Here is a 19807-nt window from a genome sequence, read left to right as displayed (position 1 = left end):
TGTAAATTTAAAACGGTGTTATACGTTTTTTTAGCCAGCCTGTCTAGGTTGGAGGGAGAATTGAAATTTGAGAACTTGAAAATTGAGCTTGTGGAATGGATATAAAAAAGGCCTTTAATGTGGATTAAAGGCCTTTCACAGTGAAGCTTAAGATGGCTGATTCATATCCAGCTATTTTAGTCAGCCAGTTTTTCGACTTTCATACTCTCACGATAATACTGACAGCCCTTATACAACAAGAAGAAGCCAATCACTCCGGCAATGGCATTGACGATCGAAATAGAATTACCAACCATCATCGTGTTCTGAAAATATTTATCCGTGATCAACGCCACAGCGGTGGTTCCGATGCCTAAGGCAATCAGGTTTGATACCAGCAGGAACTTGGCAGAGACCTGTGCCCGTAACTGGTTTGGTGTCAGCATTTGCGTAGCAGCAGCGGATGCAGGAATCGGGAAAGTAGAGAAGAACATCGCCACAAAAATCAGCGCAAATGAAAGCTGCATATTATCGACCTGAGTAAACAGCACACTCGGAATAATCAGCGCCGCACAGCCAATGGCACCGGTACGAATTGCAGCATCGCTATAGCCACGTTTCGAGAAGAAGTCGATCAGCCAGCCACAGAACAGGGCACCAGAGGTATTTGCCACTAAAATAATCGTCCCAAGGATATAACCGGTTTGACTCGCATCCAGACCGAAATTACGCATGTAATAGGCAGGTGCCCAGCCCAGCAGCGAATACAGCATCATGGTGTAAAAAGAAAAGCCGATAAAATGACAGAAAAAGGTCTTTTTATGTGTCTTGATAAAACCGATCGAATTTTTGAAAGAGGCTTTAATGACCTGACCATCCTGACCGACTTTCATGCCCTTACGTGCAGGCTCACGCACCGTCAAAACCATCAGCAGGGCCAGCAATACGCCTGGTAGACCCACAATCATAAAGGTAAGTTGCCAGGTTTTTACTTCACCAATGAGCGGTAAAGCCACGAAGCTGACATCTTTTAGCAGGCCAATCACATAGCCGCCAATCAGGAAAGCTAAACCCGAACCAATAAAGGCACCAATCGCATATACCCCGAGTGCACGGCCTAATTTATCTTTGGGAAATAAATCGGCAACGATTGAATAAAAGGCAGGGGAAAGCGCAGCTTCACCGGCACCCACACTCAAACGTGCAATAAACATTTGAATAAAGTTTTTACTGAGACCACAGGCCGCTGTAGCGAGGCTCCAGAATGCAATCCCGGTCGCAATAATTTTAATCCGGGACTTTCGATCCGCCAGCGCGGCAATGGGCAGACCCATAATGGCATAAAACAAGGAGAAGGCTAGACCCTGTAACAGGCTGAACTGGGTATCGCTTAGCATTAAATCGGCTTTAATCGGTTCAATCATTAAGGATAAAATTTGACGGTCTACAAATGACAGAATGTAAGCCACCATACAAATGACCACCACATACCATTGATAGGTGCTGCTTTCCGGTGGTGGTTCAATCTGTTCAGACAGCGGCACGGCCGTTTCTGTCGGTGTAAGCTCAAAACTTTGATTGGGCGGTTGAATCGTCCTTTCAACCATGTCTATGTCTAGCGATTTATCATTCATCATGCAACATCCTGTGCTGATCGTTTGAGATATTTATTTGATACTTTTAATTTATATATTATTTTTATTTTGTATCGTGTTTGATCAATCTAAAGTTTAATTGGATTGACGTCAATCTGTTTTTTAAGAATAGATACAAATAGTATTTGAATTGAAAAAAAAGGAATCATAATGATTCCTTTTTTGAGTTTAAATGTTTAGCCGCGCTCAACCAGGGTCAAAATATCATAGGTTGCGACCAGTTCATTGCGCTGATTTTTGACTTTAATATCCCAGACCACCACACCATGTGGTTTCTGTGCCGGATCGCGCAGTGCTTTTGGAGTTTTCTGCTTACAGGTCAGTTCTACCTGAATGGTATCGCCAATTTTCACCGGCTCTACAAAGCGCAAGTTGTCCATGCCATAGTTGGCAATGACCGGGCCTGGAGCAGCCTCGACGAATAAACCGGCCGCGGCAGATACCACAAAGTAACCATGGGCCACGCGCTCACCAAACAGTGATTCTGCCGCAGCAATTTTGTCCATATGCGCATAAAAGTGATCACCGCTCAGGCAGCCGAAATTCACCAGATCGGCTTCGGTCACGCTACGTCGTGCAGTCAGTAAACGCTCACCGATACGCAATTCATCAAATGATTTTTTGAATGGATGCACACGGTCTTCAAAGACCTGAGCACCAGCCGTCCAGCTATGACCGACTTGGGTCATGGCATTTGGCGAGCCTTGAATCGCAGTACGTTGCATATAATGTTTGACTGCGCGCAAGCCACCGAGTTCTTCACCACCACCGGCACGTCCTGGCCCACCATGCACCAGTAAGGGCAATGGCGAACCATGTCCGGTACTTTCTTTGGCACTTTCAGCATCCAGAATGTGTACACGACCATGCCATGGCGAAATTTTGCTGAGCAGTTGTTCAATATTTTCATCGGTATTGCGTACGATGGATGCCACCAGACTACCTTCGCCACGTGCCACCAGGTCAGCAAGTTGAGCCAGGTCAGTATATGGCATTAAAGTCACTACAGGTCCAAAGGCTTCAATCTTATGGATATTTTCTGCCTGAGCTGGCACTTTGCATACCAAAACTGTCGGTGGATAGCATGCAGACTTTTCAGCGCTTTGTACTTGAATCTTAAAGTCCTGACGCAAGTGGCTACCGAATACGATCTCTGCATCCTGGCTGAGCTGTTCAACTTTTGCCGCGACATCATATTTCTGTTTGACGCTGGCCAAAGCACCCATCGTCACGCCTTCCTGAGCCGGATCACCCACAACGACTTTTTTCAGTTTTTCAATTAGGCGACTCTGTACGGTGTCCAAAAGTTCAGCCGGAATGAATGCACGACGAATTGCGGTACATTTTTGTCCGGCTTTAGAGGTCATTTCACGGAAGACTTCACGGACAAATAAATCAATGCTTTCGTCATTGGCTTGTTCAGTCAAAATCGCGCTGTTGACTGAATCTGCCTCCATCGTGAATGGAATAGAGTAGGCATTGAGGTGCGGATGAGAACGGAGTTTTTGTCCTGTTGATGCTGAACCGGTAAAGGTGACCGTATCTTGAGGATTTAAATGATCAAATAAATCATAAATCTGACCGCAAATCAGCTGAAGTGAACCTTCTGGTAAAAAGCCGCTTTCATGAATAGCTTTGACCACGGCGTGGGTCAGCTCGGCACCTTCTGTTGCCGGTTTGACAATACAGGGTACGCCTGCCAGTAGCGTCGGTGCGATTTTCTCCAGCATGCCCCAGATCGGGAAGTTAAAGGCATTGATATGCACTGCGACACCGGCTTTAGGACTCAGTATATGTTTGGCGCCAAAGTTGCCTTGCTTGGATAGCGGAATCCATGCATCTTCAACCCATGCGGTTTCATCACTCAGTTCGCGACGCACCAAACTCGAATAGGCATATAAGGTCCCAATCCCGCCTTCAATATCAATCCAGGCATCTTTACGGGTACAGCCGGTTGCCTTGGCAAGTTCATAAAAGTCTTCTTTGCGTTCCATCAAATACTGTGCCACTTGCTTCAGTGCATTGGCACGTTGATGAAACGTCCATGTGGCAATAGTCGCACCTTTTTGTTTGGCATACTTCACCACGGCTTGGGTATCGATGCCCTGACTGCCAACTTGATAAACCGCCTCACCGCTAATGGCATGATAAACCGTACGTAAATCGGCTTGCGCTGTGTATTCTTGGCCGTACACCAGTGAAGCTAAGCTTTTGATGGCAATAGGATTATGAGTTGATTCAGTATCTTGATAATCCATTGTGCTTGAGCTGCTGTCTAACTCTAACATTGTAAAAACTCCATTTATGATACGTTTTGAGGGGTATTTTTAATTTTGATGTTTCATAATTTGTGTTGAAAAATTGAAAATGTCAATCATAAATCTGTGTTTAAAAATGAATAACAATAAAATAAAAAATATTAAATGATGTAAAACATATATTTACAAAAAATAAGGGATAAAAATTAAATGATACTAATAAATAGATATTGATTTTAATTACGTATCGTTTTAATTTGGGTGTATCAACACTTGGGATAAGTGAGGGAACAATGAATAACCAACAACAAATCTTCGATCAAAAGATTGAAAAGGATATTTCCATAGAGCCGAAGGACTGGATGCCGGATGCTTATCGTAAGACCTTGATTCGTCAGATCGGTCAGCATGCACACTCTGAAGTGGTGGGCATGTTGCCGGAAGGCAACTGGATTACCCGTGCACCGACCTTAAAACGTAAAGCCGTGCTGATGGCAAAAGTCCAGGATGAAGCCGGTCATGCTTTGTATCTGTACAGCGCTGCAGAAACCTTGGGTGCGGATCGTGACGACATGATGGATAAACTGATTGCCGGTCGCATGAAATATTCTTCAATTTTTAACTATCCAACCCTAAGCTGGGCCGATGTTGCAGCGATTGGCTGGCTGGTGGATGGTGCAGCAATTGTCAATCAGGTTGCGCTTTGCCGTACGTCTTACGGTCCTTATGCACGTGCCATGGTGCGCGTCTGTAAGGAAGAAAGTTTCCATCAGCGTCAGGGCTTTGAAGCCATGATGGAACTGGCCAATGGTACGCCGGAACAAAAGCAATTGGCACAGGATGCAGTGAACCGTTTCTGGTGGCCGGCACTGATGATGTTTGGTCCAAGTGATGATAATTCACCGAACAGTGCACAAAGTATGCAGTGGAAAATTAAATTATTCAGCAACGATGAACTACGTCAGAAATTTGTCGATAACACTGTATCGCAAGTCTTACAGCTTGGTTTAACCGTTCCAGATCCAGACCTCAAATTCAATGAAGCAACCGGACATTATGAATTTGGTGAAATCAATTGGGATGAGTTCTTTGCGATTCTTGCAGGCAAGGGACCTTGTAACCATGAGCGTATCGAAGCACGCCGAAAAGCCTGGGAAGGCGGCAAGTGGGTACGTGATTCCGCAGCCGTCTATGCGCAGAAACAGCAGCAACAGTCAGCAGCACAAAAAGTCGCTTAAAAAATAGTTTGATCAATATAAGGAAATTTGCTCATGAATAACAAAAACAACTGGTCACTTTATGAAGTGTTTGTGCGTAGTAAACAGGGTTTGAGTCACCGTCATGTCGGCAGCCTGCGTGCACCGGATGAGGAAGTCGCACTACAAAATGCCCGCGATGTGTATACCCGCCGCAATGAAGGGATCAGTATTTGGGTGGTGAAATCTGAACTGATTACCTCTTCACAGCCAGATGAAAAAGCAGAATTTTTTGAACCCGCTTTGGACAAGGTTTATCGCCATCCAACCTTTTATAACATTCCAGCTGGCATTGAGCACATGTAAAGGAAAAGGTGAAGATTATGACAAATCAAGTATTGGCAGAATTTCTTTTACATGTGGGTGACAGTCAACTGATCTTGTCACATCGTTTGGCAGAGTGGTGCGGTCATGCACCTGAACTGGAGCTGGATATTGCCTTGGCCAATATCGGGCTGGATTTACTGGGTCAGGCTCGTACTGCTCTTAGTTTGGCAGGTGAAGTGGAAGGACAGGGCCGTGATGAAGACAAGCTGGCTTATTTCCGCACCGAGCGTGAATACCGTAATTTACTGCTGTGTGAACAGCCGAATGGTGATTTTGCCCAGACCCTGGTACGTCAGTGGTTAATGGATCACTACCATGCTTTATTGTTTACCGCCTTAAGTCAAAGTCAGCATGCTGAGTTGGCTGCCTTTGCAGTGAAGTCACTCAAAGAAGTGAAATATCACCAGCGTTTTTCCACCACCTGGATGGAGCGCCTAAGTTTAGGGACTGCAGAAGCGCATGAGAAAACCCAACAAGGTTTAAACCAGTTATGGCGTTTTACCGAAGAGCTTTTTGTCCTGACTGCTGATGAAAAACAGTTGGTAGACACCGGCTTAATTCCAAATATTGAAGGTTTAAAAGCACAGTGGCTGGATACCATTACAGCCGAGTTAGCTCGATTTGAACTCACCCTGCCAGAGCTGGGTGCTTATCGTAGTGGTGCTAAACAAGGTTTACATACAGAACATCTCGGTTTTGTTTTGGCTGAACTGCAATACATGCAGCGCTCATATCCAAACATGAACTGGTAATTCGGCACAATCACAGGGAGTAGTGAGTCGCATGAATCTGATTAGACACGTAGAAGATCAATGTTGGGACGTTTTGCAGCAGGTTTCTGATCCAGAGATTCCAGTACTATCGGTGATTGATCTGGGCATGATTCGTGGCGTCGAGCTGAATCAGCAGGATGAAATTGTGGTGCGACTCACGCCGACCTATAGCGGCTGTCCGGCCACAGATGTATTAAAAGCAGAAATTACCCAGGCTTTCGAGGCGAACGGTTTGACGCCAGTCAAAGTCATTGTTGACCTGTCTGAAGCCTGGACCACGGACTGGATGAGTGAATCGGGCAAACACAAATTACAGCAATATGGTATTGCCCCGCCGCAAGGTCAGTCACATAGCTGTGGTACGCATGTGGCATTGACCGATGGCATCACCTGTCCACAGTGCTTAAGTAACAACAGCAAATTATTAAGTGAATTCGGTTCGACCGCCTGTAAAGCTTTATATCAATGTCGGGACTGCTTAGAAACTTTTGACTATTTCAAATGTATTTAATTGTAACGATTGCGCGGTGGGCAGGGTAAACCAATAACAAGCCTGAACACCGCCACCTAAAAGAAGGATTTTGCCATGAGCCAATTTATACCATTAACCATTAAATCGATTCAGCCACAAACCGAGCAGGCCATCTGTATTGCCTTTGATCTCGCGCCTGAACAATTGGACGCATTTCAATATCAGCCAGGTCAGCATCTCACCATCCGCCATTTAAGCGATGATGGCGAACTGCGCCGCTGTTACTCCATTTGTAGTGATACTCAGGAAGATATGAGTATTGCAATTAAAAAAATTGATCAGGGTCAGTTCTCGACCTGGGCCAATGATCATTTGAAAGCAGGCGATGTTTTAGAAGTGATGCCGCCGCAAGGGGTGTTCTTTCAAAAAGCAGCCAAGGCCGGTGGCCAGAATTATTTAGGGTTTGCAGCAGGCAGTGGCATTACGCCAATTTTATCGATTGTAAAGTCAGTGCTAAACCGTCAAGCGAAAGCAACATTCACGCTGGTGTATGGCAATCGTTCTTGGAAACAGACCATGTTTTCTGAACAGATTATGGATCTGAAAGATCGTTTTAAAGAGCGTCTGCAATTGGTGAATATTTTTTCCCGTGAATTGAACGATAGCGAGATTTTTAACGGGCGTATCAACGCAGATAAATTGCAGCAGCTGTTTCAGGCCAATCTGATTTCAGCCGAAGCAGATCACTGTTTCGCTTGCGGTCCGGAAGAAATGATGGCAGCGGTCGAAACGGTATTACCGACTTGGGGCATTCAACGCAGCAAGATTCACACTGAACGTTTTAATACCGGTACTGCACCGAAAGCAACCGCCCAGCAGATGGAAAGCCGCAGTGAAGAACGCGTCAATATCATCCTCGATGGTCGCGAGTTGATTGTGGAAGTCTCCAAACAGGATGACAGTATTTTAGATGCTGCGCTACGTGCCGGAGCGGACTTACCTTATGCCTGTAAGGGCGGCGTCTGTGCAACCTGTAAATGTAAGGTGCTTGAAGGTCAGGTCGAAATGGCAGTCAACTACAGCCTGGAAGAAGACGAAATCCAGAAAGGTTATGTGCTGAGCTGTCAGGCACGTCCGACCACGGCCAATGTCCGACTCAGTTTTGATGAATAACAGCTGAATTTACAGCATCGCGAGCATAGCAGGAGTTCAAGGATGACTTACATTAAAACCAGCTCACCCAAGCCAGGTGTAGTACTGATTGAGCTGAATCGCCCGGAAAAGCGTAATGCCTTAAACAATGCCACCTTGCAAGAGATTGCAGCCTGTTTACAGAATCTGGAAACAGATGTTGCTGTGAAAGCCGTGGTCATCACCGGAAATACGCAATGCTTTGCTGCCGGTGCTGATTTAAATGAGCTGGCACAGTTAGATGTGGTCAGTATCCAGCAGGATCAGCGGCCACTGCTGTGGAAAAAAATTGATGAATTTTCCAAACCTTTAATCATGGCCGTGAATGGTTATGCTCTTGGTGCAGGTTTCGAGTTGGCCTTGCATGGTGACATGGTGCTGACCGGAGAAAATGCCCAATTTGCCTTGCCTGAAATTGGTTTAGGCATGTTGCCGGGCGCCGGTGGCACACAGCGTCTGGCACGTTTAGTCGGTCAGCAATTGACGATGCGCTGGGCCATGACCGGTGAAATGATTTCAGCACAAGCCGCATTGCAACATGGCATGAGCAGCCAGATTTGTCCGACAGGATTGACCGTGCAATACGCACTGGAACTGGCAGAAAAAATTGCCAAGCAGGCACCGCTGGCCATTCGTGCCATCAAGCAATCTTTAAAGTCGATCCATGAAGTGACTTTAAGTCAGGGATTGAAGCTCGAGCGTCAACATTTTGTCTGGCTGGCGGCGACCCAAGATCGCCAAGAAGGCATCAATGCATTTTTACAAAAAAGAAAACCAGAATTTAGAGGTGTGTAATGGATTATCAAACAATTATTGTCGAAGAAAAAAATGCAGTGGGCTACCTGACCTTTAACCGTCCAAAACAGCTCAACAGCTTTAATGAAACCATGCATCAGGAAGTCTCCAGGGTCATCAAGGCCTGGGCCAAAGACAGCCAGATTCGTGCCGTGGTGATTTCAGCTGAAGGCCGTGGTTTCTGTGCCGGCCAGGATCTAAATGATCGTGTGGTCGATCCGAATGCTGATGCACCGGACTTAGGCCTGTCAATTGAAAAATACTACAACCCTTTAATCAAACTGATTACTGAAATGCCAAAACCGGTGATTTGTGCGGTGAATGGTGTGGCGGCAGGGGCCGGTGCCAATATTGCACTGGCCTGTGACATTGTAGTTGCTGCAAAATCGGCTTCCTTTATTCAGGCCTTTTGTCGTCTAGGTTTAGTACCAGATTCAGGCGGCACCTGGTTCTTGCCGCGTCTGGTCGGGCGTGCCCAGGCGATGGGCTTAGCGATGCTCGGCGATAAAATTCCGGCTGAGCGCGCAGCACAACTGGGCATGATCTGGCAGGTGGTTGAAGATGAGCAACTGCAAGCAGAAGCGAAAAAACTGGCCAAGCATTTGGCCAAGCAGCCGACTTATGGCCTGTCACTAATCAAAAAAGCCATTCATGCCGCAGCCGACAATAATCTGGATGAGCAGCTCATTCTGGAGCGTGATTTACAGCGTCTGGCTGGACGTTCAAGCGATTATAAAGAAGGTGTACAAGCCTTTATGCAAAAACGTACACCTGAATATAAAGGATGCTAAATCATGCAACAGATCAATTTCGAACACCTCAAAGTTGCTGTGGTCGGTGCGGGAACCATGGGGATTGGCATCGCACAACTGGCCGCCATGCACGGGCATCCGACCTATGTGTTTGACCTCGATCGCAGCAAAGTTCAGAGTGCCTTGACTGCTTTAAAGGCGCAGCTTGGCAAGCGGGTACAGAATGGCAAAATGACCCAGCAATTGCTGGAGAGTACCTTCGCCAATCTGATCGTGGCAGAGGATATTCAGCAGCTTGCTGATGCGGGCTTGATTATTGAAGCCATTGTCGAGAAGAAAGAAGTGAAACAAAACCTGTTTCAACAACTGGCTGCCATTTGCCCGGAACAGACAATTTTTGCTTCCAATACTTCCTCGATTTCCATTACTGCAATTGCCTCGGCGATTCCGAATCCGGAACGGGTGATTGGGCTGCATTTCTTTAATCCGGCACCAGTCATGAAGCTGGTCGAGATTATCCGCGGACTGAAAACTTCAGCAGCCATTGCCGATGCGGTATTTGAATTGATGAAGGACTGGAACAAGGTTCCGGTACGGGCCAAATCGACCCCCGGTTTTATCGTGAATCGTGTCGCGCGACCGTATTATGCCGAAGCCTTTCGCGCCTTGCAGGAAAATGCCACCACCCCGGAACAGCTCGATTACATCATGCGCGAATGTGGCCGTTTTGCCATGGGACCATGTGAACTCACAGACTTGATTGGGCAGGATGTGAATTTCTCGGTCACGCAAAGTGTCTATCAGGAATTTTTCTATGAGCCACGCTACCGCCCATCCTTGATTCAAAAAGAACTGGTCGATGCCGGCTGTTATGGTCGTAAGTCCGGTCAGGGTTTTTATGATTACACGCAGTCCAAGCCTGCGCCTGTATATGAATTGCCAGTGTGTTATGCCAAGTCGCTGAATAAGCTCAAAGTCACGGTAAAAGGTGAATGGCTACATTCCTTAGCCCTGATTGAACGTTTAAAACAGGCCTCTCATGTAGAGCTGAGTTTTCAGGCGGCAGAACAGAATGAAATCCTGATTGGTGATCTTTCCCTGCGATTATCGCTCGGCGAGTCGGTTGAACTGGCTTATCAGCATGACCCCGTGGTGTTGATGGACTGGCATGCAGATTGGGAAAATGCCCAGGCTATTCCAGTCGTTGCATCACCGGCGTGTAGTGCTGAACAGCGCCAGGCAGTGGAGCTATTCCTTATAGGTATGGATATGATACCTATTTGGTCTAAGGATCATCCAGGTCTTTATGTTATACGTAGTATTGCCATGTTGGTGAATGAAGCCTGTGAAGCAGTATTGCATGCTATTGCATCAGAGCAAGATATTGATTCTGCTATGAAATATGGTGTGAATTATCCTTGTGGTCCATTTGAGTGGGCAGACAGAATCGGATATTACACAATTTTACAAATTTTAGAAAATATGTATCGTATTTATGGTGAAGATCGCTATAGAACTAGTATATATTTAGCAAAGAAAGCGGTGCAGGGACATGCACAGGAAACTCAGCAGCAACCATTACGTGTTGCTGGCTAAAAGGAAGAATCATGGAACAGGTTTATATTTTTGATGGAATTCGCACCCCGATCGGACGCTATGCTGGTGGACTGAGCAGCATTCGTGCCGATGATCTGGCAGCGCTACCGATTCAATATTTGAAAGATCAGCATCCTACCTTGCCATGGGCAGAACTGGATGAAGTGATCTTGGGCTGTGCCAATCAGGCCGGTGAAGATAACCGTAACGTGGCGCGTATGGCTGCTTTACTCGCAGGGTTGCCTGAATCTGTTCCAGCACTCACCGTAAACCGTTTATGTGCCTCAGGTCTGGATGCGATTGGACTTGCAGCACGTGCCATCAAATCGGGTGAAGCACAGTTTATTTTGGCCGGTGGTGTAGAATCCATGAGCCGTGCGCCTTTTGTGCAATCCAAACCTACGACTGCCTTTAGCCGGACCCCTGAAATTTATGACACGACGATTGGCTGGCGTTTTATCAACCCAAAATTTAAAGCGCAGTTTGGCGTCGACAGCATGCCGGAAACGGCCGAAAACGTCGCTGAAAAATATCAGATCAGCCGTGTAGACCAGGATCTGTTTGCCTATCACAGCCAGCAGAAAACTGCAGTAGCGCAGCAGAAGGGTATTTTTGCCGAAGAAATTCTGCCGGTAGAGGTCAAAGGTCCGAAGAAAACCACCCTCACTATTTCCCAAGATGAGCACCCGCGTGTAGAGACGACGCTGGACAATCTGGCAGCCTTAAAAACCCCATTTCGTAAAGAAGGCGGTTCAGTCACTGCCGGCAATGCTTCGGGTGTCAATGACGGTGCAGCTTGCGTATTGCTGGGCAATCAGCAGTTTGCCGAGCAGTATGGTTTGAGCCCGAAAGCCAAAGTGATCGGGATGGCCAGCGCCGGTGTTGAAGCTAAATATATGGGTATTGGCCCGGTGCCAGCAGTACATAAAGTGCTGAAACAGACTGGCCTGAGTCTGGAACAGATGGATGTGATTGAGCTGAATGAAGCATTCGCAGCACAGTCGCTGGCCGTGATTCGTGAACTTGGCTTGCAAGACGATGATTCCAGAATCAACCCGAATGGCGGTGCCATCGCCTTGGGTCATCCGCTGGGTATGAGTGGCACCCGTCTGGTGATTACCGCCATGCATGAACTGAAACGCCGTAAAGGCAAATATGCACTGTGCACCATGTGTGTCGGTGTCGGTCAAGGTGTTGCACTGGTTTTAGAAAATATGGATTAAGAACATCATTCAATTAATGAAATAAATCGTGGTCAGGATGACTGCGTCAGGAGTAAGAATATGAATAACAATGCAATAGAAAAAATTGAAAAAGTATCGGTTGATGAGTTACGCAGTGTCCAGCTACAGCGTATGAAAAAGACGTTGCAACATGCTTATCAGAACAGTCCGGTTTATAAAAAGAAATTTGATGATGCGGGCGTGCATCCGGACGATTTTAACTCTCTGGAAGACCTAGCGAAATTCCCGTTTACCACCAAACAGGATTTACGCGATAACTATCCTTTTGGCATGTTCGCTGTGCCACAGGAACAGATTGTACGTGTGCACGCATCTTCTGGCACCACTGGTCAGCCGACCGTAGTTGGTTATACCCAAAATGATATTAATGTCTGGTCAGACGTGGTGGCGCGTTCATTACGTGCAGCCGGCTTGAGCAGTAAAGATATCATTCAGGTGTCTTATGGTTATGGTCTGTTTACGGGCGGTCTAGGTGCGCATTATGGCGTTGAGCGTTTGGGTGCAACCGTGATCCCAATGTCTGGCGGACAAACCGATAAACAGGCGCAACTAATCCATGACTTTAAACCGACAGCACTGATGGTTACACCATCTTACTGCCTGAATATTATTGAAGCGCTTGAGAAGAAATTTGGCACAGCCAAAAACTGTTCGATTAAAACCGGTGTATTTGGTGCAGAACCATGGACCAATGAAATGCGCAAGGAAATTGAAGAGCGTCTCGGCATTGATGCCTTGGATATTTATGGCCTGTCAGAAGTGATGGGCCCGGGCGTCGCCATGGAGTGTCTGGAATCCAAAGATGGCCCAACCATTTGGGAAGATCATTTTTATCCGGAAATTATCCATCCTGAAACCGGTGAAGTCCTGCCGGATGGTGAATTGGGCGAGCTGGTCTTCACCACCATTACCAAAGAAGGTATGCCGGTGATCCGTTACCGTACCCGTGATCTGACCCGTTTATTGCCTGGCACGGCACGTACCATGCGCCGTATGGACAAGATTGTTGGCCGCAGTGATGACATGATGATTATCCGTGGAGTGAATGTGTTTCCGTCGCAGATTGAAGAGCAGATTTTACAGATCCAGCAACTGATTCCGAACTATCAGATCCAGATTTGTAAACAAGGCCATCTGGATACATTGCATATCCGTACCGAAATGCGTAAAGATAGCAGTGATATTATGGCGCACCAGCTGGCAACTCAGCTAAAAAGCCAGATTAAAACCATGGTTGGTATCAGTGTCAGTGTCGAAGTTTTGCCAGAAGGCAGTCTGCCACGTTCTGAAGGCAAGGCACAGCGCGTTTTCGATATCCGCAAGTCTGCATGAAGTCCTACTGGATGATGACTAAATGGTCTATCATCCAGTTTCTACAAGGTAAAGTTAAGCGTAATGAATCCGAAATTAAAACAAATCATTGATGACTTTATTCAAAATGAAGCACTCAGCGGAACCTCATTAATCATGACCATCTTCGGTGACTGTATTTTTCATCGCGGTGGCATTATCAGTCTGGCCAGCCTGATCCAGCTCATGGATGTCTTCGGCTTTAATGAACGTTCAGTAAGAACTGCTGTATTTCGTCTGGTACAAAATGGCTGGCTGGTCTCGGAGAAAATTGGCCGCACCAGTTATTACCGTGTCACCGAAAGCAGCCGCCAGCGTTTTGTTATGGCTGACCAAAAGATTTACAGTTTTAGCCATCAGGAATGGGATCAGAAATGGGATCTGGTGCTGCTCAGTTCAGTGGAACTGGACAATAAACTGATTCTGAAAAAAGAACTGGAATGGCTGGGCTTTGCCAATATCGCCACCAATGTTATGGCCTATCCGGGCTGTGACCACCAGAAACTGCAAAACCTGCTGCTGAATTTGAAAATGACCGATCAGGTGGTGGTGTTTAAAGCCGAAACCTTACAGCTCTGGCAGGAATCTTATCCAACCGTGAAGCGCATGGTTGCTACCAACTGGCCGGTGCAGGAATTACATCAGCGTTATGAAAAATTTATCACCGATTTTCGGGAATTCTTTCATCTGGTGGAACAGGAAGATGAGCTAGATCCGCTACAGGCATTTCAGTTGCGTATTTTGCTGATTCATCAATTCCGCCGGATTTTATTAAAAGATCCGAATCTGCCTTTTGAGTTATTGCCATCTAACTGGCTTTCCCTGAATGCCCGTAATCTGAGCAGCAATTTATATCAAACTGTGGTTGCAGCAGGTGATGAATTCTTTATAGAAATCGCGCGGACTTCGGAAGGTTCGATGCCGCCGGTACATCCACAATTTTATAAACGTTTTGGCGGTTTGCGACTAGAAGCCGTCAGTTAATCTAATTCTGCATTTTTAAAGGAATAAAATAATGCCGTGTTATGCCATTGATGGTGTGATTCCTGTGGTCAGCCCTCGCGCTTATGTACATCCACAAGCCGTCTTGATTGGGGATGTGGTGATTGAAGAGGGCGTATATATCGGGCCTTTTGCCACCTTGAGAGCTGACTTTGGCGGGATTCACATCCAGAGAAATGCCAATGTTCAGGATTCCTGTACCATTCATGGCTTTCCCGGCAGTATTACGCTGGTTGAAGAATATGGCCATATCGGACATGGCGCGATTTTACATGGCTGTATCATTCGCAAAAATGTACTGGTGGGCATGAACAGCGTGATTCTGGATGAAGCCGAGATTGGTGAAAATACCATTATTGGTGCCAATAGTATGGTCAAGGCCAAATCCCAGATTCCAGAAAACTCATTAGTGCTGGGTAGTCCGGCGCGGGTCATCCGTCCTTTGGACGCCAAAGAAATTGCCTGGAAAAGCAAGGGAACGCAGGAATATATTCAGCTGACAGAGCGCTGTCTTTCCTCAATGCAGGAGGTCAGTCCTTTAATAGAAGCTTCCGCAGACCGGCTCAGTTACAAAGCTTTTAAGGCAGAGTATCAGATCAAGCAAAATAGCCTAGATGATTAAGTTAGAAAGATGATCCTATCCAATCAATGAGTTCTGCATATTAAAAAGAGAGAGTGTATGAATAACAAAGAATTTAAAGATCATTTTTCACAAGCTTCCAAAAACTACGCACAATACTGGCCATAGTATCCACTGGCCTTAGCTCAAGTGCTGGCTGAAAATGGCCTGTTTTTTTAAATATTTAGATAAATCAAAAATTAAATTGGTGTTGGGGAAAGTTTTAACCTAATGTGGCTATTATTCTAAGCTAAAGTTGAATAGCTATATAAAAGCCAGCTCATGAATGTCACTAAGCCAGCTTTCATAAATTTACAAGTATCTAGCCCATCGGGTGTTAGCACTTTCAGCTTTTAATCCACTTCCTGTGTTTGGTGTACCAGAACCATTTTCACCTTGCGTTGGTAATACAATATTAGTTCCTCCCATAATATGGTTGGCGATTAACCCTCCACCAACCCCTTGAGTGCCGATGGTCCCTGTGATGGCATTCTGGTTATTGGTGAGTCCACATCCCTTAGAGGTTGTCACACCTTTACGGCTGAGCACACTGCCATAAATGCGGCTACATGCACCAATATGAATCTGTTCATTTGCCATCAGGGCAACCGTGCCTAAGTCCAATTTATCAAGCGATTGACCATCGATAGTGACTTTTTTCTTACTTTTATCTGGGTTCTTATCCATAGTGTAAAGAAACTCATTGTCATTTTTACACAAATTGATAGGTATTAAATACCGGTCTGACAATGTTGCGGGTATGGTGCTGGCAGGATTAAGGTCGAGCTTGGTGACCGTTTTTAATCTGCGATTGCAGATCAAAGATATTTTATCTGCTCCTTCGCGGATGACCTGATAGGGTGCATAGATACGTGGAGAAAAAGCAATTGACCAAATTTCTCCTTCAGCCAGAAAGCTATTTGTATAAGCGTTGGTCAAGCTATCCGATTGCCAATTTGCAGCCCCTGCAAATTCTAATGTGCCTTCAAAGTACATGATGCCCGGAGCGAGAGTGGCATTGTCTAGTGAAGACGGGGTAGAAATTGAACGGACACGCCACCGGTTTAAGGTATTACCATAGCTATAATCATTGTCTATGCCCAAGGTTTTACCTACGCTAATTCGTGGGAGATAACCAATAATTGGACTGGTACATTTACCACTACTAACCGTCTGACAAATTGCACCGGTATAGGTCTGGCCATTAAGCGTGTAGTCACCAATAGAAAATCCTGCTGCATTAACTGCTTCTTTGGTGCCATCAGCCTTCAAGATATATTGACTATTATTTTCATAGATATAAGTAAGAGTATTGGATCTGTTTTTTAATTGATTGAGAAAAACACGGTCAAATTTTCCACTTCTAGTAAAAATATAATTTGCATCTTGCTTATAGGCGGTAACATCTACTTTGTTTTTAAACTGTGTATTGTCATTGATTCCTTTCCTAATGGCTGCTTCATTGATCACTGGATTTGAACTAAAATAGGTTTTCAGTGCTTCTATTTTTGCTTTAGCTTCATCACTGTTTCGAGTAATACTGTCGGCTCTGCCTGAAACAGAGGTGGTACCACCAACCGAGTTTACGACAGTGGTAGCTGAATAGACATCTTTTGCAGAGCCACTGATTCCAAGTACCACTTTATTGGCATAGATATTTTCAGCTTTTGCCCCAGCAATTGAAACCTCTACCGTTTCCCTGCTTTCAATATTCTTTGCGCGTGCACCTGCACCTGTTATTAAAACGTTACCTCCTGCTTTAATATTGTTGGCACTCGTATTGGTGTGAAGCTCAACCTCATTTTTTGCATAAATATCCTGTGCCTGGCTTCCTGTCCATAAGGTGACATCTTTGCTAGATTCGATCTTCCCCGCTTTGGCTGAGGTATTCATACTTACCCAGCCATTTGCTTTGACATCTTTGACGCTAGCCCAGCTGAGCGTGACATTGCCCATTGTTTCAAGATTATCGGCTTTAGAGTTGCCACTTAAAGTTATATCACCAATAGATTGGATATTTTTTGCTCTTGCACCTGTTTGCAGGCTAACCGTGCCTAAGGCTCTGATATTCCCAAAGTTATCGCCTGTTAAAAGAGTGACCTTACCTCGGGTGGTGACATTAATAATAGCCTCGCCACAGTTTCGATGTCCGCAGTCAATATAAACGTCATCCGTGGCATTAATATTTAATTCGGAAATATTTTTAGTTTCGAATAAAAGATTTAGAGTAAGGCTCCCTTCAACATTCATGGTTACTTTTGCATTTGGAGATTCAGATTCAATTAATGTAGAACCTGAAAATACAGTATTTCCACCGAAGCTTATAACGCTTTCTTGATTAATGGTGGGAACAGTGCCCTCTGTTAATACAATATTATAAATTGCCCTAATCGTTGTAGCGGCTTGGGAGCTGAGATTATTGGCACTGATATCTGCGCTGACTGTACAAGGACTACCCTGAGCGAGACAGCCTAAGACTTCAATATTTTTTACCACAACTTGCTGGGTATTTTCTTCGGTTTGGAGGCTAATACTTCTGCCTCTCAGTTCAGGAATATTACTTATATTAATTTTTGCTCTTTCAAAAAGATATTCTCTAAAAGCACTTACACCTGCCCAACCCATAATTTGAGCATTGGTTTGTGCATGGGCTGCAGTCGCTGCCTCCTTCTTGGTCGTCAGTGCTCTAGCAACAGTAGCCGTAATCAGCATGACAGTGATTCCAATGAGCAATACCAGAAGAATGGTGGCCATGCCTTGTTGCTTTTTAAATGTACGCATTGCTCATCCTCATATTTAAGTAATCCGGCATTAAATATTATTTAAGCAAATAGAAGACCTGATCTGTTTGACACTAGAATGCTGGCCTTTAGCTGTCACCGTGACATATTTGGAACCTGAGGGATTATCTTTACTAATTCCATAAGGTGTACACTTTTTTCCGCCAGTCAGGTTTTCAACTTTAAAACTAAAAACAGGTGCTGTGGTTGCTTCGATATTTTTGTTTTTAATGGTAATTAATGGACTTCTGGTTGTATGTGTACTATTCCATATTGATGAAGTCTTAAGATCTGCATCTGTTCCACAATTTTTTATATTTTCGAGTAAATAAAGCCGATATTCTTTATTCTCAATATCATTATTAGACAAGATTGCTTGGCATTTAAGAATTGTAGGTGTAGTTATATCTGGAGTAAAACGTAAGTACAAAATATCTTTACTTGCATCCATTGCAATATCATTGGTATTACCAGAACCATAGCCAGCATTTTGAATCACTTTTTGTAAGATCAGCATTCCTATTTGGACTTGAGTGTCATATTCTGCATCGAAAGAGGCTTCGAGACTGACCTGAGAGATCTGCTTGAATAGCATGAGCATCATGATCATACAGAGCATTGCAATAACCAGTCCGACCAACAATTCGACCAAGGTGAAGCCATTCTTTTTCATCTTTATCTCCCTACCACATAGCAAGTCGGGTCGATAATGCCCTTAGCACAATTGGTCGCTACTGTTGCAGAAGTGGTACTCGCAGCAAGAACTGGCCATTCTATGGTTTTAGGTTCAGCAGAAATTTTTTTAGTGGAACATCCAAAGTAATATTTCTGGCTGCTGTTGATTTCATAAGGAGTGGTTAAAACCCTGTCACATACATTGATTACATCAGTTTTATCATGAGCACCTTGTAAGCGGTTTTGAATTTCATTAACTACAATAAAACTTATATTCATGTCTTTTTGAATGCTTAACATATGCTTGATAGCTGCGCTACTTCCAAGAACAATAATTGCAAACAGAACCAGAGCAATCAACGACTCCATTAAAGTAAAACCACCCTGACTAACGGATAATAATGGTTGCTGTTTCATTGTTCTTTCCTATAGTCAGTGTAGGATTTGATATGTTTGAGCATGTGGAGCCAGAAACAAGTGTACCTACATAGTTGAAATCTAAACAATTAAGAGAGGCAGCTCCTTGCTGAATTGTAATATTTGAAAGCTCAAAACTTTGAAGGGCATCATCAGGTTCATCTAGAGGACATGAGCCATATACGACTTTAATTACAGTCTTAGGTTTTGGCTCTAATGAGTCTTGCCATGGATAAATACATACAGAGGCGGCAGCTTCATTAAAAGAAGTGTTGTTTTTATTTCTGATCGCTTTTGCTTTCGCTTGAGAAATAGCATTTTGAATACTAGAAATAGCATTATTAACTTGGCTTTGATCAATCCAGGCACGTGTTAAAGAACTACCTATAAATAAAAGAATTGTGAGCACAGTAATTGTGATCATTAATTCAATCAGTGTAAAACCCGTTTGGGATCGTATGAACCTGTTTATCTTGCTCATCTCATTTTGCCCAATCTGTACCACTACCACATCCGGGCGTTAAACTTCGTGCTCCATCACTTTTTAAAGTTAGCGTACAATTGGTCACACGTGCCTGTGTTCCAGTTGCAGTCAAGGTGTAGGTAGCACCATCTGACACATAGGTATATGCAAAATCAGTTGAACTAGGATTCCATGAGGTAAAT

The 19807-nt window shown here is 44.8% G+C and carries 18 protein-coding genes and 1 pseudogene; 12 read left to right on the top strand and 7 right to left on the bottom strand.

Annotated features, from left to right (window positions below; all coding sequences use genetic code 11):
- Positions 1–176: 176 nt before the first annotated feature.
- Both FTV48_RS08215 and paaZ read right to left on the bottom strand, forming a co-directional pair.
- Positions 177–1616 carry an MFS transporter gene (locus FTV48_RS08215; protein WP_179999985.1) on the bottom strand — a complete coding sequence of 480 codons (1440 nt, stop codon included), beginning with the start codon at positions 1614–1616 and terminating at the stop codon, positions 177–179.
- 194 nt (positions 1617–1810) lie between these two features.
- Positions 1811–3922 (bottom strand): phenylacetic acid degradation bifunctional protein PaaZ, encoded by a 2112-nt coding sequence (gene paaZ, locus FTV48_RS08210; protein WP_179999983.1) that lies wholly within the window; start codon positions 3920–3922, stop codon positions 1811–1813.
- A 263-nt stretch (positions 3923–4185) separates the two neighbouring features.
- Between paaZ and paaA the strand changes: the two genes are divergently transcribed.
- The 12 genes from paaA (at position 4186) to FTV48_RS08150 (ending at position 15272) form a co-directional block, all read left to right on the top strand.
- Positions 4186–5130: a 1,2-phenylacetyl-CoA epoxidase subunit PaaA gene (gene paaA, locus FTV48_RS08205; RefSeq protein WP_179999981.1), complete on the top strand. Its 945-nt coding sequence runs from the start codon at positions 4186–4188 to the stop codon at positions 5128–5130.
- Between the two features lie 33 nt (positions 5131–5163).
- Positions 5164–5454 carry a 1,2-phenylacetyl-CoA epoxidase subunit PaaB gene (paaB, locus tag FTV48_RS08200; protein WP_004279183.1) on the top strand — a complete coding sequence of 97 codons (291 nt, stop codon included), beginning with the start codon at positions 5164–5166 and terminating at the stop codon, positions 5452–5454.
- Positions 5455–5471: 17 nt separating this feature from the next.
- Positions 5472–6227, top strand: coding sequence for a 1,2-phenylacetyl-CoA epoxidase subunit PaaC (gene paaC, locus FTV48_RS08195; protein WP_179999979.1), 756 nt, complete (start codon positions 5472–5474; stop codon positions 6225–6227).
- A 31-nt stretch (positions 6228–6258) separates the two neighbouring features.
- On the top strand, positions 6259–6759 hold the full coding sequence (paaD, locus tag FTV48_RS08190) for a 1,2-phenylacetyl-CoA epoxidase subunit PaaD (protein WP_179999977.1): 501 nt from the start codon (positions 6259–6261) through the stop codon (positions 6757–6759).
- A gap of 75 nt (positions 6760–6834) precedes the next feature.
- Positions 6835–7893: a 1,2-phenylacetyl-CoA epoxidase subunit PaaE gene (gene paaE / locus FTV48_RS08185; protein ID WP_179999975.1), complete on the top strand. Its 1059-nt coding sequence runs from the start codon at positions 6835–6837 to the stop codon at positions 7891–7893.
- A 42-nt stretch (positions 7894–7935) separates the two neighbouring features.
- A complete protein-coding gene (locus FTV48_RS08180) occupies positions 7936–8706 on the top strand; it encodes an enoyl-CoA hydratase-related protein (RefSeq protein WP_179999973.1) in 771 nt (256 codons plus the stop codon).
- Positions 8706–9497: a 2-(1,2-epoxy-1,2-dihydrophenyl)acetyl-CoA isomerase PaaG gene (gene paaG, locus FTV48_RS08175; protein WP_179999971.1), complete on the top strand. Its 792-nt coding sequence runs from the start codon at positions 8706–8708 to the stop codon at positions 9495–9497. The genes FTV48_RS08180 and paaG overlap by 1 nt, the downstream gene beginning before the upstream one ends.
- A gap of 3 nt (positions 9498–9500) precedes the next feature.
- A complete protein-coding gene (locus FTV48_RS08170) occupies positions 9501–11054 on the top strand; it encodes a 3-hydroxyacyl-CoA dehydrogenase (protein ID WP_179999969.1) in 1554 nt (517 codons plus the stop codon).
- Positions 11055–11065: 11 nt separating this feature from the next.
- The gene (gene pcaF / locus FTV48_RS08165; RefSeq protein WP_179999967.1) at positions 11066–12277 is read left to right on the top strand and encodes a 3-oxoadipyl-CoA thiolase; all 1212 of its coding nucleotides are present in this window, start codon (positions 11066–11068) and stop codon (positions 12275–12277) included.
- Between the two features lie 60 nt (positions 12278–12337).
- Positions 12338–13630 carry a phenylacetate--CoA ligase PaaK gene (gene paaK, locus FTV48_RS08160; RefSeq protein ID WP_179999964.1) on the top strand — a complete coding sequence of 431 codons (1293 nt, stop codon included), beginning with the start codon at positions 12338–12340 and terminating at the stop codon, positions 13628–13630.
- A gap of 63 nt (positions 13631–13693) precedes the next feature.
- Positions 13694–14632: a phenylacetic acid degradation operon negative regulatory protein PaaX gene (paaX, locus tag FTV48_RS08155; RefSeq protein WP_159516607.1), complete on the top strand. Its 939-nt coding sequence runs from the start codon at positions 13694–13696 to the stop codon at positions 14630–14632.
- Positions 14633–14663: 31 nt separating this feature from the next.
- The gene (locus FTV48_RS08150; protein ID WP_179999962.1) at positions 14664–15272 is read left to right on the top strand and encodes a DapH/DapD/GlmU-related protein; all 609 of its coding nucleotides are present in this window, start codon (positions 14664–14666) and stop codon (positions 15270–15272) included.
- 309 nt (positions 15273–15581) lie between these two features.
- On the opposite strand, the gene FTV48_RS08145 is transcribed toward FTV48_RS08150, so the two are convergent.
- The 5 genes and pseudogenes from FTV48_RS08145 to FTV48_RS08125 all read right to left on the bottom strand — a co-directional run.
- Complete coding sequence (locus tag FTV48_RS08145; RefSeq protein ID WP_179999960.1) at positions 15582–18050, bottom strand: hypothetical protein; 2469 nt, start codon at positions 18048–18050, stop codon at positions 15582–15584.
- 30 nt (positions 18051–18080) lie between these two features.
- Positions 18081–18722 (bottom strand): PilW family protein, encoded by a 642-nt coding sequence (locus FTV48_RS08140; RefSeq protein ID WP_179999958.1) that lies wholly within the window; start codon positions 18720–18722, stop codon positions 18081–18083.
- A 2-nt stretch (positions 18723–18724) separates the two neighbouring features.
- Positions 18725–19141: a prepilin-type N-terminal cleavage/methylation domain-containing protein gene (locus FTV48_RS08135; protein ID WP_179999956.1), complete on the bottom strand. Its 417-nt coding sequence runs from the start codon at positions 19139–19141 to the stop codon at positions 18725–18727.
- Positions 19113–19622, bottom strand: a complete 510-nt coding sequence (locus tag FTV48_RS08130) for a Tfp pilus assembly protein FimT/FimU (RefSeq protein ID WP_257222943.1) — start codon at positions 19620–19622, stop codon at positions 19113–19115. Before FTV48_RS08130 ends, FTV48_RS08135 begins: the two co-directional genes overlap by 29 nt.
- A gap of 1 nt (position 19623) precedes the next feature.
- Positions 19624–19807: pseudogene (locus FTV48_RS08125) on the bottom strand (hypothetical protein); the annotation flags it as partial.

This window comes from Acinetobacter sp. YH18001, assembly GCF_013416975.1.
GTDB lineage: Bacteria > Pseudomonadota > Gammaproteobacteria > Pseudomonadales > Moraxellaceae > Acinetobacter > Acinetobacter pseudolwoffii.
This window is presented reverse-complemented; position numbering and strand designations above follow the sequence as displayed.